12 protein-coding genes and 1 pseudogene are annotated in these 14,574 nt (G+C 69.8%); 5 read left to right on the top strand and 8 right to left on the bottom strand.

The window, feature by feature from the left end; translation table 11 throughout:
• Positions 1 to 67 precede the first annotated feature (67 nt).
• Positions 68 to 1,192 (top strand): S8 family peptidase, encoded by a 1,125-nt coding sequence (locus SGFS_RS50895; protein ID WP_286259676.1) that lies wholly within the window; start codon positions 68 to 70, stop codon positions 1,190 to 1,192.
• Positions 1,193 to 1,881: 689 nt separating this feature from the next.
• On the opposite strand, the gene SGFS_RS50890 is transcribed toward SGFS_RS50895, so the two are convergent.
• From SGFS_RS50890 to SGFS_RS50875, 4 genes and pseudogenes are all read right to left on the bottom strand, one after another.
• Positions 1,882 to 2,568, bottom strand: a complete 687-nt coding sequence (locus SGFS_RS50890) for a response regulator (protein WP_286259675.1) — start codon at positions 2,566 to 2,568, stop codon at positions 1,882 to 1,884.
• Positions 2,565 to 3,983, bottom strand: a complete 1,419-nt coding sequence (locus tag SGFS_RS50885; protein ID WP_286259673.1) for a sensor histidine kinase — start codon at positions 3,981 to 3,983, stop codon at positions 2,565 to 2,567. Before SGFS_RS50885 ends, SGFS_RS50890 begins: the two co-directional genes overlap by 4 nt.
• A gap of 10 nt (positions 3,984 to 3,993) precedes the next feature.
• A complete protein-coding gene (locus SGFS_RS50880) occupies positions 3,994 to 5,985 on the bottom strand; it encodes an APC family permease (protein WP_434028252.1) in 1,992 nt (663 codons plus the stop codon).
• A gap of 174 nt (positions 5,986 to 6,159) precedes the next feature.
• Positions 6,160 to 6,503: pseudogene (locus SGFS_RS50875) on the bottom strand (ATP-binding protein); the annotation flags it as partial.
• A gap of 904 nt (positions 6,504 to 7,407) precedes the next feature.
• Here SGFS_RS50875 and SGFS_RS50870 point away from each other — a divergent pair.
• Complete coding sequence (locus SGFS_RS50870; protein ID WP_286259671.1) at positions 7,408 to 7,971, top strand: hypothetical protein; 564 nt, start codon at positions 7,408 to 7,410, stop codon at positions 7,969 to 7,971.
• Positions 7,972 to 8,225: 254 nt separating this feature from the next.
• Positions 8,226 to 8,363 carry a hypothetical protein gene (locus SGFS_RS50865; protein WP_286259670.1) on the top strand — a complete coding sequence of 46 codons (138 nt, stop codon included), beginning with the start codon at positions 8,226 to 8,228 and terminating at the stop codon, positions 8,361 to 8,363.
• Between the two features lie 138 nt (positions 8,364 to 8,501).
• Here the strand turns inward: SGFS_RS50865 and SGFS_RS50860 are convergent, their stop codons facing one another.
• On the bottom strand, positions 8,502 to 9,194 hold the full coding sequence (locus SGFS_RS50860; protein WP_286260439.1) for a hypothetical protein: 693 nt from the start codon (positions 9,192 to 9,194) through the stop codon (positions 8,502 to 8,504).
• A 539-nt stretch (positions 9,195 to 9,733) separates the two neighbouring features.
• On the opposite strand from SGFS_RS50860, the gene SGFS_RS50855 reads away from it, so the two are divergent.
• Complete coding sequence (locus tag SGFS_RS50855) at positions 9,734 to 10,129, top strand: hypothetical protein (RefSeq protein ID WP_286259669.1); 396 nt, start codon at positions 9,734 to 9,736, stop codon at positions 10,127 to 10,129.
• A 171-nt stretch (positions 10,130 to 10,300) separates the two neighbouring features.
• On the opposite strand, the gene SGFS_RS50850 is transcribed toward SGFS_RS50855, so the two are convergent.
• The 3 genes from SGFS_RS50850 to SGFS_RS50840 form a co-directional block, all read right to left on the bottom strand.
• Complete coding sequence (locus SGFS_RS50850) at positions 10,301 to 10,927, bottom strand: class I SAM-dependent methyltransferase (RefSeq protein ID WP_286259668.1); 627 nt, start codon at positions 10,925 to 10,927, stop codon at positions 10,301 to 10,303.
• A gap of 781 nt (positions 10,928 to 11,708) precedes the next feature.
• Complete coding sequence (locus SGFS_RS50845; RefSeq protein WP_434028251.1) at positions 11,709 to 12,542, bottom strand: alpha/beta hydrolase; 834 nt, start codon at positions 12,540 to 12,542, stop codon at positions 11,709 to 11,711.
• Between the two features lie 658 nt (positions 12,543 to 13,200).
• Complete coding sequence (locus SGFS_RS50840) at positions 13,201 to 13,740, bottom strand: MarR family winged helix-turn-helix transcriptional regulator (protein ID WP_286259666.1); 540 nt, start codon at positions 13,738 to 13,740, stop codon at positions 13,201 to 13,203.
• A 329-nt stretch (positions 13,741 to 14,069) separates the two neighbouring features.
• On the opposite strand from SGFS_RS50840, the gene SGFS_RS50835 reads away from it, so the two are divergent.
• Positions 14,070 to 14,573 (top strand): flavin reductase family protein, encoded by a 504-nt coding sequence (locus SGFS_RS50835; protein WP_286259665.1) that lies wholly within the window; start codon positions 14,070 to 14,072, stop codon positions 14,571 to 14,573.
• The last annotated feature ends 1 nt before the right edge of the window (position 14,574 follow it).

Genomic DNA, 14,574 nt, shown 5'->3' with positions numbered 1-14,574 from the left:
GAACCGCCCGCCCCCTGTGGTCGTCTTGTGCGCTGACTGTGTACGAAGCAGGGATGTGGGGGACGTTGTGACGCGGAACGTGACGAAGGCCGGTCTGCTGATAGTGGCCATGGTGACGGTGCTCGGGGCCTCGGCCTGCGGCGGGGAAGCCGGCGCGGCGGCCGGGGGGACCGGCGGGACGCTCCCCGCGCACGGGAACGGGAAGTCCGTGGCGCCCTTCGGGGACGGGGCGTCGTCCGGCTCGGCACCGACGTCTCCCGGCACCGTGGAGAAGTTGTCCGGGACCGCGCGGACCGCAGGGTCGCCCATCACCCGGAACGTGCCGTGGAACCTGGACATTCTGGACCAGCGGAAGCGGCCGCTGAACGGGAAGTTCACCACCACCGCCACGGGCAAGGGCGTTCACGTCTATGTGATCGACACCGGGATGGACATCTCCCACAAGGAGTTCGGTAAACGCGCCCACCTCGGCGCCGACTTCGTGGGCCCGAAGGACTCCGGTGACTGCTTCAGCGAGGACGGCATCGGCCACGGCACGTTCGTCGCGGGCATCATCGGCGGGGCGAAGTACGGGGTGGCGCCCAAGGCGAAGCTGGTACGGGTTCAGGGCATCCTGTGCGAGAGCGGGGGCGGCGGTTCCCCGGCGGCGGCCGAGGCGGCCGTGGTGAAGTCGGTCAAGTGGGTCACCGCGCACGCCCAGAAGCCTGCGGTGGTGAACATGTCGCTCAACTTCGACCACCGGTCGGCGGCCGTGGAGTCCGCCGTGAAGAAGATGGTCGACGCAGGCATCCCGACGGTGGTGTCGGCCGGCAACTTCAATGACGACGCCTGCAAGCACTCCCCCGCCGGCGTCCCCGGCACGATCGTCGTGGCAGCCTCCACCTCGAACGACCGCGCGTGGAGCGACGGCGGCTCCTACGGATCGGGGTACGGACGGTGCGTGGACCTGTACGCCCCCGGCCAGAAGGTGACAGCCGCCCTCGCCGGCGGCGGTACGACCAGGCAGGACGAGGGCGCGACGTCCTGGGCCGCGCCGCATGCGACCGGCGTGATCGCCCTGTACCTGTCGGCACACCCCCACGCCACGGCTCACGAAGTCCACGTCTGGCTCGACCGCACGGCCACCCGTGGTGTCGTGCGCGGCGTCCGCTCCGACACTCCCAACCGGCTGCTCAACACCGGCGGCCTCTGACCTGCCCCGGCCGCCTCTGGCGGTCAGCCGCCGAAGTCCGACCCGGAGGGCTGCAAGGCTCGACACGCAGGCGAACGCAGCATCAAATCTGCCTCGAACGGCACCGCGCTACGGCCACGAGGTAGGACTGGCTCGCAGTCGCGTCCGACCAGTTCCTCACCCCGCCCGGCTTTCCTGGCGGGGCGCCGATGGAGCGACGGCCGTCCGGCGGCCGGAAGCCGACCGTCGAGCGTCGTCGACGATCTCGGACGTCTCGCTGGGGCAGGGCTCACTGTCTGCACCCTCTGGATTCCGAGTGCGGAGGGGCATCTGGAGTCAAGTGCGCAGTCCCGGCCCAGTTCGTGGCGGGCCGGGACGACCGTGCGCCCCCTACGCTGGAACCTTCCACCAAATCCTCCACGGTCCCTGCGTCGGCCGACACCCTTCGAGAACCAGCACCCCGACAACAACCGGCGCCAGGCGGCCAGAGTGCCCGACGAGATCGGACGTGTCTCCAAGACCAGGCTGGCCCCGGGCCGCTGGACCGGCTGGCCTCCTGGCCGCCGAGGGGTGAGCCGAGGGTGCGGGTGATCGTGGCCGACGCCGGCTACGGCCGCAGCGTCTCTCGATAGGAACTGGCAACGCTGAGGGACCCGTCGCGACGGGCCGACTGGACGGTCGTCGGGCGTTGGGGTGTGCCGACCGTGGAGTCAGGCGGGGGTGTCGGGGGTGAAGCGGTAGCCGATGCCAGGCTCGGTGATGAGGTAGCGCGGGTTGGAGGGTACGGGTTCCAGTTTGCGACGGAGGTTGGCGAGGTGGACGCGCAGGTAATTGGTCTCCTTTTCGTAGCGTGGTCCCCATACCTCGTGGAGGAGTTGGCGCTGGGTGACCAGGCGTCCGGGGTTGCGGACGAGGGTTTCCAGCAGGTGCCATTCGGTGGGGGTGAGCCGGATCTCGCCGCCGCCAGTGGTGACGCGTTTGGCGGCCAGGTCGATGGTGAAGGCCGCGGTGGTGATCAGGGGTTGTTCGTCGGCGGGGGCGGCGCGGCGGAGGGCGGCGCGGATGCGGGCGAGGAGTTCACCCATGCCGAAGGGTTTGGTCACGTAGTCGTCGGCGCCGGCGTCCAGGGCGTTGATCTTGGCGGTCTCGTCGTGGCGGGCGGACAGCACGATGATCGGGGCGGTGGACCAGCCGCGCAGGCTTTCGATGATGTTGATGCCGTCGAGGTCGGGCAGGCCGAGGTCGATGACGGCCAGGTCCGGTGCGGTGGTGGCGGCGGCCTGGAGGGCGGCGGTGGCGTCCGGTGCCGGGCTGGTGTGGTAGCCGCGGGCGTTGAGGGCGATGGTCAGGGCGCGCAGCAGGTGTGGGTCGTCGTCGACGACGAGGATGCGGGTCATGGTGCCACCGGGAGGGTGAGGGTCATGGTCAGGCCGCCGCCGGGGGTGTCGGTGGGGGTGAGGGTGCCGTTCATGGCTTCGGTGAAGCCGCGGGCGATGGCCAGGCCCAGGCCGAGGCCCTGGTGGGTGGTGTGGTCGTCCAGGCGTTGGAAGGGGGCGAAGGTGCGTTCCCGCTCCTCGGCGGGGATTCCTGGTCCGTGGTCGATGACCTTCAGATGGACCAAGTGTGCTTCCTGTCGTGCGTGCAGGTGGACCGGTTGGTCGGGCGGGCCGGCCTGGAGCGCGTTGGTGAGGAGGTTGGCGACTACTCGCTCCAGCAGTCCGGGGTCGGCCCATGCGGGCGGCAGGTCGTCCGGGACATCGACGTCGAGGACGCGGCCGGGAGGCGCTGGGGTGTGCAGCAGAGCGGCGGCCGTGATCTCGTCGAGCGCGGTGGCGCGCGGGTGGACGCTCAGGGCCCCGGCCTGCAGGCGGCTGAGCGCGAGGAGGTTTTCCACCAGGTCGCTCATCTTGTCCGCGGAGGCGTCCACGCCGGCCAGGAGCTCGGTCTGCTGGGCTTCGGTGAGCTGCAGGTCGGGTTCGCGGAGGACGGAGACGGATGCTTTGATCCCGGCGAGCGGGGTGCGCAGGTCGTGGCCGACGGCGGCCAGCAGGGCGGCCCGCAGTCTGTCGATCTCGGTCAGTTCCCGCGTGCGGGCGGCCTGGGTGGCCAGCCGCTCGGCCTGCAGCGCGCGGGCGGCGGCGGTGGCCAGCAGGGTGAGGAAGCGCTGGTCGGCGGCGAAGACCTCGGGGCCGTCGGCCACCAGCCGCAGGTGTTCCCCCGCCGATGCGGACAACGCGGGATCGGCCGACGGCGGTTGGCCGACGACGGCGACCGGGTGCTCGCCGTCGGCGTCGCTCTCCAGCAGAGCGGCGCCGCTCATGCCGAAGGTGTCCCTCACGTGTTCCAGCACCGCTTTCAGGGGCCGTTCCTCCAGCGGCGCCTCGGTGATCCGGGCCAGCAACGCGGCTTCGACGCCGCTGCGGGCGGCGGCGGCGCGCTGCCGGGCGGCCAGGTCGACCGCGACGCTGACGGTGGTTGCGACCGCCACGTAGACGGCCAGGGTGATGACCAGGTCCCGGTTTTCCACGGTCAGGGTGTGGAAGGGCGGCACGAAGAAGAAGTTGACCAGGACATCGGAAGCCACCGCCGCCGCCAGCGCCAGGAGCAGGCCGCCGGTGGCGGCGACGATGACCACCGCGGTGAGGTAGATCAGCACGATGCTGGCCAGCGACAGCGAGTCCCTCGCAGGCACGAGGACCGCGGTGAGGAGCGCCAGGCCCGCCGCGGCCCCGCCGGCCACGGCCAGCCGACGGCCCGCGCCCCTGTGGCGGCGCCGCTCACCGCCGTCTCGCGGCAGATCCAAACTCTTCATGATCGAAACGCTAGCCGACCTTGGGCCCGGCGCCAGATGAGCCGTACGCCTGTTGCTCGGCCGCACGGTCGCTGGAGTCCAGCTGCCACGGCACGCTGATGACCATCACCCCGCGCTGGAACAGCAGCCGGGCCTTGAGTCGCAGCGCGGACTGGTTGTGCAGCAGATGCTCCCACCAGTGGCCGACCACGTATTCGGGGATGTACACGGCGATCAGATCCTCGGGGTGCTCGCGGTGCAGGCGGGCGATGTACTCCAGCACCGATCCGGTGATGTCACGGTACGGGGACGCCATCATCGCCAGCGGAACCTGGATCTCCCGCTCCTCCCACTCGGCGCGCAGCGCGCTCACCTCCTCCTCGCTGATCTCGACCGTCAGCGCGGTGAGGGTGTCCGGGCGGGTGGCCTTGGCGTAGCCCAGCGCGCGCAGGGTCGGCTGGTGCAGCTGGGAGACCAGCACCACGGCGTGGGTGCGGATGGGCAGCACGATGCCGCCCGGCTGCGGGAGCAGCTCGCGGGCCACCCGGTCGTAGTGGCGGCGGATGCCGCGCATCATCGCGAAGAGCACCGGCATGGCGATCACCACCACGTACGCGCCGTGGCTGAACTTGGTGACCAGGACCACGATGAGCACCAGCGCGGTAAGGCAGGCGCCGACCGCGTTGATCGCCCGCGAGCGGTGGATACGCCGACGCCGTACCGGGTCGGTCGTTCCGCCCAGTTCCCGGTTCCAGTGCCGGACCATGCCGGCCTGGGAGAGGGTGAAGGAGGTGAACACGCCCAGGATGTAGAGCTGGATCAGACGGGTCACCGACCCGTCGAAGGCATAGATCAGGGCGCCTGCGACCACTGCCAGGATGACGATGCCGTTGGAGAACGCCAGCCGGTCCCCGCGGGTGTGCAGCTGGCGCGGCAGGTAGCGGTGCTCGGCCAGGATCGCCGCCAGCAACGGGAAGCCGTTGAAGGCGGTGTTGGCCGCCAGGATCAGGATCAGCGCGGTCGCGGCCTGGATGTAGAAGAACATCACCGTATCCGTGCCGCCGAACACCGCCGCGGCGAGCTGGGCGATCACCGTGCGCTGGCTGCCGGTCGCACAGTCGCCGGGAAAGCCGACCAGCTGGCAGGCGTCCTCGGTGTAGCGCACGTCCGCGATCAGGGCCAGCGCCGTGATACCCGCGAACATGGCGATCGACAGGCCGCCCATCACCGCCATAGTGGTGGCGGCGTTGCGCGCCTTGGGCGGCCGGAACGCCGGCACTCCGTTGGAGATCGCCTCCGCGCCGGTCAGCGCCGTGCAGCCGGAGGAGAAGGCTCGCAGGGTCAGCAGCACCAGTGCCATACCGGTCAGCCCGAGCTGTCCCGGCTCCGCGTGGACCTGCCACCCGGCGCTCTCGGCCACCGGCGCGTGACCGAACGCCGTCTGGAGCAGCCCGATCGCGACCATGGCCAGCACACCGGCGATGAACAGATAGGTCGGCACCGCGAACAGCCGCCCCGACTCGCGTACCCCGCGCAGGTTCATCGCGGTCAGCAGCGCCACGAAACCGAGGTTCACCACTACCCGATAAGGGCCCAGTGACGGCACCGCGGAGATGATGTTGTCCACGCCCGCGGCCACCGACACGGCCACGGTCATGACGTAGTCCACCATCAGGGCCGAGGCCACCACCAGACCGGCCCACGGTCCCAGATTGCGCGAGGCCACCTCGTAGGACCCACCGCCGGACGGGTAGGCCTGCACCACCTGCCGGTACGACAGCACCACCACGGCCAGCAGCACCACCACCGCCGCAGCCACCCACGGCGCCAAATGCAGGTACGCCAGCCCGCCCAGCGTCAGCACGAGCAGGATCTCCTGCGTCGCATAGGCCACCGACGACAACGGGTCACTGGCAAAAACCGGCAAAGCGATCCGCTTGGGCAGCATCTGCTCACCCAGGCGGTCACTACTCAGCGGGCGGCCCACAATCAACCGCTTGAACGATATCGACACATCCGGCAGCCAACGCGTCCGTCCGAACAGCACCCGAATCTTTGCGCCCTCTTAACGCCACCACCTGCGATCTTCACGCCCTCTTGGCGCGCCGTCGTCCAGCCGAGGCCCTGCGTGGTTGTCCCCGCGCCCTCGGTGGGCGCGGTCTCGTACGACTCAGCGGAGGCCCGGGAGCCGGGTGTGGCAGAGCGGCAGGCCCTTTCTTGCCCAGTCGCAGGTGGCCGGCGTGTGGATGACAGCCGGGTCGATCTGGGGGTTGCTTCGAAGTCGAAGCCCCACATGGATTTCTCCCACGGGAAGGCGGCGGCCTTGATCCGCCGCTCGAAGCGTCGGCGTGCCCGGTCACAGCACTCGGCCATCAACAGCTCGGCCAAGAACCCGCGAAACGACATCTGGTCGCGGGCGGCGGCTTCGGCCACGTCGGGGAACCGTCCCCGGAGGGTCGGCAACCGCAGCATGCGGCATGCCTGGTTGACGGCGGCGTCGGCGGCCTGTTCCACCCACCCGCGGTGGCGTTGGAACGTCACGGCGTCACGGCGTCACTCTCCCAACACCTCGGCACCCGCCACGACGGCACCGTCTCGTCCGGCCTGCCGCTGCCCACAGCTCAGGCGTGGCCGAGGCCTGCGATGCGCCGGCCGTCGGCGGCCTTCGAGCCGGACTCGACCGGATCGAGGACACGGCGGCGGCTCTCGGGCGGATGGCTGGGGGCATGGCGGCCTCCGGTAACTGCTGAACAGTCAAATGCTCCAGCGGCACGACCCCATCAGTTCCAGGGCAGACCACTATGCGTTGCATCCAGCCGCCGGTTGGGACTGACGCGCTACACCCCGTCTTGTGTCGGTGTCATGGGAACGGTGCTTCTGATCCTTTTGCGGCGCGTGTGGGTTCACAGTGGTGTCAAAACTGAGCCGCGGGGACGCGGTCCCACACCCCCACGATCCACGACTACATCACAACAGCGCCGGGCAGAAGCATCGGAAGAAGGAGGGGTGTGAGCGGCGACCACAGCATCGGCGTCCGCCAGGGCAGCAACGGCATCGGCATCATGGACAGTTCGGAGGCGACCGCTGTCAGCACGGGCGTTCTCGCATCCGTCACCTCCGGCGACCCGCCCGTGGACACGGACGGGGGGCGCCCCAGGAGTCGCTCAAGGGGCTGCGCGACGTGTACGCCGAGCACGGCAGGCAATGGCAGGCGCCGACCGCGCACGTGCACGCGGTGAGGTGAAGAGGTGGCCGGCGACTCGCTGCCGACGAACCGAACCGCGGCCGCCTGGCCGGTGGCCCGTCCGGCGGCGGCACTCGGGTCGGTCCGCCGCTGCCCAGGCGCTGAAGCCGGCCGCCGCCAAGCTCTTCGGATGACCAGCGGACGGGTCGCCCCTGCGGCCCGGAAACGTCCCATCGCATCACAAGGAGGCACCGCTCAGTGTTGAGAGAGTTCAGACAGCTGCAGAAGATCGTCGGGAGACGGGACGCGATCAGGTACGGGGGACTCGGCCTGGTAGGTCTCGCGCTCGCCGCGTGCGGCAAGAAGAACGACGATGGCGGGCCCGGCGCCACGACGTCGGACAAGCGCGGTAAGGCCACCCTCGCCGGGGCGACTGTCGAGGCGTTCGTGCGTGGTTCGTGGAACCTATCGTTCACCCCGCAGGGACAGGTCAACGACGAATACGCGCTGATCGAGATCACGGGTCGCAGGTGGAGCCTCGACAACGGGGACACGACGGGCTCGTTCGAACTCTCCGGGGACAGGGTTCAGGTCCGGTTGGACCAGGTCAGCACGGACAACGTCTGGACCGCTTCAGGGATGCCGGGGAGGGTCGCCGACAGCGCCTCGCTGACCCTGCAATGGGGACACGACGAATCGGCCGGCCAGGGGGATCCCGGCTCGCCGGTGGACACCACACCGTTTCCGCTGCCGGTGACGTGGGACGGGACGACATTGAAGATCCAGGCCAAGGGCGGAGTGCTGATTACCGCCGTGCGGGCGTGAACACGGCGGGGCCTTCCTCATCGACTCCTTCGGCGTCCGTTGGAAGGCCCTGCCGCCTCGCGCCACCTCGCCGCCGTCCTCGCCGTCAACCTCACCGATGCCTTGTTGAACCCGCCGCGGCCACCCCCGTGTTGATGACTTGCCCACCGCCTGCCACCCGCCTGGCGCGAGGGCCTGTTCACCCGCGGCTCCCTCTCCCCCGCCTCCACTCGCCCGGTGACACGGGAGGTCCCGACGACCGTGAGCGTGGCGCCGTGCGTGAGCGTGGCGCCGTGCGTGAGCGTGGCGCCGTGCGTGAGCGTGGCGCCGTGCGTGAGCGTGGCGCCGTGCGTGAGCGTGGCGCCGTGCGTGAGCGTGGCGCCGTGGTGAAGCTGGTGTTGTCCACGACGTGAACCAAGGTGCCGCGGAACGAACGGCGATCGCTGCCCGCGCGGCGCAGCACCTTCGGCTCTTGGGTCTCCTCGGCCAGGGCACGGTCCAGCTCCAGAGCGTCGTCCGGGTGTAGGACATCGTCCCTCGCGCACGTCTTTCTACGGCGTGTACGGGGCGTCGCTGTGGTGCAGCTCAACCATGGCGGGCTCGCTGACCTCGTACACCGCGGTACGGGTGAGGGTGACGACGGCCGCCGGATCGTCCTCGCCGCGTGTCCGGTAGACAACGGTCACCTGTCCCGGTCCCCCGGCGGACGCGATGTCGATGGAGACCACGGGTGTGCGGTCGCCGAGCTCGGCGGCGGCCGCGGGGACGGGGGTGCCGTCGTCGTTGCGCCACGTCACCAGCGTGTAGAACCTCCCGGTGCCCCCGGTCGAAATCTTCAACACACCCACGGCGTCGTGCGCGCTGTCCCCGGTGACGTCACCGATGGCGCACTGCGGCTGCAGCTCGATCACGACATCGTCCGCGCCCTCCCAACGTCCTCCGCTGAGAGCGGCTCCCGAAATGCCGTACCCCTCCAGCCCTCCGCCTTCCAGGGACGCGTTCTGCAACTGCTCGCAGGTTAGGGCCTTGGCGCCGCCCCCGGCTGCTGTGCCGCTGGGCTTCGGGGACGGGGTCTTGGTGGGGGTGCCGGGCGTCTTCGCCGGACTGTCGGGGGTCTTTGCCGGTGTGGCGGTCGCGGGCTCCGAGGCCTTGCCCGGCTTCCCGCTCCCCGCCGCTTCTCCCGGGGCCAGATCCTTCGGCCCGCAGGCCACGACCAGCCCCGAGATCAGCCCCGCGGCGACCATCTGGGACACCCGTCTCGCACATCCCCTGGATCGGTTCACTCGTCACTCCCAGTCGCACTTTGGCCCAGCATTCCCGCTGGGCACGGTCGGAGACGCGGGCGGGTGGTACACGGTTGCACCGAGTTGTCCCCGTCCTGTAACTCCCGAACCCTCCCCGACCACCTCACACACCACCCCACCCCGTCGAACCGGTGAAAGCAGCCGCCAGCCCTCGGATCGGCCTGACCTGGGGCTTATCTGGCAACTCGCACAGGATGCGGGCTTCCCGCATCTGATGCGAGTCACGGAGAGTGTCGAGGTCGGCGAATTCTGCTCCCGGTGGTCGACGACCCCACTTCAGCGCATGTATACGCGCCTGGGCCGAACAGGTCGGGCACATCGACGCCCCGGTCGCCGCCGCGAGCGTCACCGCTGCCCGGGCGGACGCCGTACGCCGGGCGCCCGCATCGACACGTAGAGCAAGGATCAGTCCGGTCGCGGCCGCGCAGCGCAGCGCAGACGCTTGACGTCTCGTCCACGGCATTGTCTGTGCTTCGTCCTTGACGGCGTCTCAAGCGGAAGGAGGACGTGGACCACCTGAACATTCCTCATGGCCTGCGTCACGTCACGAGCCCGCGCGAGCGGCGGGGACCGCCCTGCGCAGGGACAGAGCGAAAGCCGCCCGCTTCGAACTCAGCCTGGAGGCAGCCCGTCGGCCGGAGCTACGTGCCGACCTGCGGAACGCGGGCCTCGCCGCACGGTCCCGGGCCACCGCCCTGCTGGCAGCGCTCGGGGCTCCCCGGCCGGCGCCGGCAGCGGATCTGCTCGTCGCCTGGACCGACGGCCTGCTGTACGACCGGCTCGCCGGCGCGCTGGCCACGACCCGCCCGCTGCCCGATGTGACCGAGCTGACCACAGTGGTCCGGCGGATGCTCGAAGCCGCGCTTTCCACCTGACCGAAGCCGACGACCTCGCCGGTGTGAGGACGTGTTCACCCTGGCGATCACTCTCATGATCATGTTCACGTGGCTGTCAGCGGTGTCCTGAGTGGTGGGTTGCCTGCTGGTCGGTGAGGAGTCCGGCGACGACCGCGGTCCAGGGGACCAGCCAACACGCAGGGCTCGGACTCAGTCGATGGGGCGGGCGTGCACGCTGACGGCATAGCCGCCGCCCTGATGGTAAGGGTCGCCGTCCCAAGTGGCGAAGCGCTGCCGCAGGGTTAGTCCAGCCTGCGCGCACCAATGGTCGAATTCCGTCAGGCTCACTGGCGGTTCCGGCAATGGCAGGTGTTCCGCGTCCAGTCCCATGCCGGTGATCAGCAGTCCGCCGGGGCGCAGGACGGCGGCCAGCTGCCGGACAACAGCTGGTTCGGTGCCGGGTGCCAGCAAGGGGATGACGTTTCCGGCGGCGAGCGCCAGGTCGAAGCCGGGTTCCAGACCGAGGCTGTCCAGGCAGGCCAGGTCACCGTGGAGCCAATGCTGCGTGGGGGCGTTGCGACGGGCGACCGCGAGCATGGAGAGGTCGACGTCCACGCCCGTGCAGTGGTGGCCCAGCTCGGCCAGCCGGATCGCGATCCGCCCGGTGCCACAGCCGGCATCGAGTATTCGGGCGGCGGGTTTCAGCAGCGCGGCACAGAAGGCGGCCTCGCCGTGAATGTCGTGGCCTGATTCAGCGAGTTGCGCGAACCGTCGGGCGTACTCCTCACCAGTTTGTCCGCCTGTCAGTTCCGCCCAGCGGTCCCGCTGCTTTGCCATGTCCTGCACACCTTCCGGTCGGCCCCGGTGTGAGAGCGAGGGCGGCGCCATCACTCATTTCCCATCGTAGGTATGGACCTCGCTGGCTAGAAAGGCGCCAGGGCGAAGCCTCGCAGTGCCCGCTGCGGCGTGACCGGGAAGGGCAGGTGACCACCGTCCGACGCCGCGACTCCCGACGAGCAACCGCCCTTCGTCCGCCTGACCCCGGACAGGGTGCGTCGAGCATCAGCCTTCCTGGCGGACGTCTCGCTCGGCGTCCGCTGGAGGCCGCGGGCCCCAACCTGCACACAGCGTTCGGTCCTGGCTGGGCCGAAGAGGGCGTCAGGGACATCCATGTCCAGCACCATGCTGGCCTCCGCGCCTTCTACGTATATCCCTGGGCTCGGCCAGGGTGGTGCCGAGCAGGCCCTGATCGAGGACGTGCGCATCCGCGCGGACCGGCGAGGCGGCGGGCCCGGCCGGACCTTGATGGGGCGCGTGATCGCGCGGGCGAGCGCGCGTGGCTGCGCGCTTCTCCACTTGACGAGCAACTGTCCAGTTGACGAGCAACAAGCGGCGCGAGGACACGCACCGCTTCCATGCCGCACTGGGCTTCGCGCGCAGCCACGACGGCTTCAAGCTCGGGCTCCAGGGTTCGCCGCCGGCCGTCATCATGCGGGCGGAGGCAGCGACTCTCGGCCGTGGCCAGCAGCCCTGCGATCGGCACGCCCCGCTCCTCGAACGCATGGGCGGGGCACCACGGTTCATGTCGGTCGGCTCTCGACAACGCAGCCCGTCAGCGTCAGTCGCTGAGTGCCGTGCGCAGGGTGGTGGCCATCAGATCGATGGCTTCCTTTCCGGCCGGTACCGGACCGGTGTGGGTGAAGTAGTGGTCGACGCCCTCGAAGCAACGGTGGGTGACCGGAACGCCGGCAGCCTCCAGGGCCTTGGCGTAGGCGTCGCCCTCGTCGCGCAGGCGGTCGTTTTCCGCGGTGATGACCAGGGCCGGCGGCAGTCCGGCAAGGTCGTCGGCCAGTCCGGGCGACACCAGCGGATGGGCGAGGCCGGCGGGATCCGGGACGTAGGCGGCGGTGAAGACCCGCATGAGCGAAGGGGTGAGCAGGGGCTTGGCAATGGGTGACTGCTTGGTGGCGGGGTCGGCGAGCTGGTCGAGGGGTGCCGAGTCGATGATCTGGAGGCGGGGCGTGAAGGTGCCGCGGTCCCGAGCTGTGCGGCAGACCGCGGCGGTCAGGTTGGCCCCGGCACTGTGTCCGCCCACGGCGAGTCGCGAGCCGTCCCAGTTGTTGGCGGAGCCGTTCTCAGCCACCCAGGCGGTGACGTCGTAGGCCTGAGTGACGGGTACGGGGTACGGCCTCTGCGGGGCGACGGCGTAGTCCACGTTGATCACCACGCATCCGGCCGTGGCTGCTATGTAGCGGCAGATGTGGTCGTCCTGCTCGGGGCGGGCGACCACGAAACCGCCGCCGTGGAAGTTGACGTACACGGGAGCAGGGGCTGCGGCGGCCGACGGGCGGTAGACGGTGCAGGTCACCGGCCCGGCGCCGGTCTCCACCCGGATGGATTCCGTGCGCTTCGGGATGTCGGTGAAGCGCAGATCCTTGTGCACGCGGCTCATCATCGGGCCGAGCAGCAGCTGGATCCCTCTGGCCTGAATTCTGGACTTGAATGGCACGGCTCAACCTATCGCTACAGAGTTAAAGTAACAGGATTCCTGATAATGGAGCCTCGTCTCCGATCGCACAAGGGGAAACATGGGGCGACTGCTCCACGGTGGATGGACGCCTCAAGGCGTAGTGCCCCGCCTGCTCATCCAGGCCGCATGGGGCTCCGAGCCGGCCTGGCCGCGCAGGCGGACCCCGGGTCGGGAGCACGTCGGACAGCGGCGGTGTGACGTTCCAGCACGACAGGTTCTCCGCCTTCCGCCACCACCGCGGGCGCGCTCCCGAGTTCGGCCCACGGCTTCCGTCGGAGGCAGCCGAGGCCGCAGCGTACGAGGAGGACCATCGACCGAGTCGCCGACACAGTGGGCGGACAGGCGTCCTCGACGCCGTGCGGCACGGTGCGGGTCACCGCGCCCCAGGCAAGGGTGCCGTGCCTGACACAGATCAGTACTCCGCCATCGTCCCCTTCGTCACTCACGAGGGTTCCGGGCTCGGCAGCTCACTGGACGTCCTTGACCAGTACTGCCCGCGCCCACGAAGGGGCCATGGCCTCTCGGAAACGGCGCGTTTCAGTGCTGATGGCGTCTGCCGAGTGTTCCAGGGTCGGCTCCGTCACGCACGATGACGTGCTTCGAAGTGCACCGAGTGCGCTGTCAGCTTCCCGAGCAGGGCGATCAACGTAGCCTGTTCCTCCCTGCTCAGCGAGCCCGCCCATTCCTGTTCGCGCGCGTTGTGCTCGCGGAAGGCCTCACTGATCGCTGCCCGGCCCTGCGGGGTCAGGGTCAGGTGAACGGCACGCTTGTCGTGCGGGGCGCGCTCCTTGGAGAGGAGGCCGTCCCGCTCCAGTGTGGCCACCAACGCGGAGACGGCGGCACGGCTCATTCCGGACAGCTCGGCAACCTTCTTCGCCTCGACCGTCCCGGTGAGCCAGACCGCGAAGAGCACCCGGAAACCCGCCCAGGACCACCCGCGTGGTCGATGGACGGTGGATTCCAGGTCATAGACCAGCATGTTCGCGGCCCTGTGGAGAGTGAGCACCAGGCGCATGGCGAGCGGGTCCACGTCCGGAATCTCCCGGGCGGTGCGCGAGATCGCGTGGTCGATGAACGACCAGAAGTCCAGTTGTTCGTTGTCCGGCTGCTCCTGGGGCACATCCGGAGTGTAGGCCGAAGGCCCCGGTAGCCGTCCGCCCGTCCACTCACCCCCACCTTGCGCCGGCGTCAGCCTGCCGCCTGCCGCCTGGCCCGTGTGGCACAAGGACGTGTCGGCCGCCACCCCGCAAGGTTTCCGGCGAGCGGAAACTTCGGCGTCGGGGGTTCCCAAGCGAGGTTCCCGGGGGTACGGTCCCGAATTAATCAAAGCATTGATTACATACTTTGATCCGCTTACCTAACGATTCGCCCCCCCCTCACGGCACCAGTCGGACTGCGGCCGGGCATCCCGCTCGATGCCCGGCCGGGCCTTGCCAAGGGAGTAACCCCATGCCCGAAGCCCTCGCTCCACCGAGCCCCGGCGCCCTGCGCGCCTGTATGTCCCGCTTCACCACCGGCGTCACCGTCGTGACATACGAAGGAGACGACGGACCGCGCGGCGCCACCATGAACTCCTTCACCTCCGTCTCGGCCGAGCCCCCGCTGGTGCTGATCAGCGTCGCCCGACGCGCCCGCTGCCACGACCAGCTGCTCGACCGGCCGTTCTGCGTGAACATCCTCGGCGCCGAACAGGAGCCCCTGGCTCGGCAGTTCGCCGGTGTCCAGGGCGCGGCCGAGCCCCGCTGGGCGGCCGACGCCCGCGTCCCGCGCCTCGCGCATCCACTGGCCTGGATCGAGTGCGAGACCTGGCGCACCTACGACGGCGGCGACCACACCCTCGTCCTCGGCCGCGTCACCGACCTCGGCCACCGCGACGGTGACGCCCTCACCTACGCCTGGAGCCGATTCGGTACCGCGACCGAGGCCACCGACGGCATCGAACACCTCATCTGAC

Origin of the sequence: Streptomyces graminofaciens (assembly GCF_030294945.1) — a bacterium.
GTDB classification, from domain to species: Bacteria; Actinomycetota; Actinomycetes; order Streptomycetales; family Streptomycetaceae; genus Streptomyces; species Streptomyces graminofaciens.
This window is presented reverse-complemented; position numbering and strand designations above follow the sequence as displayed.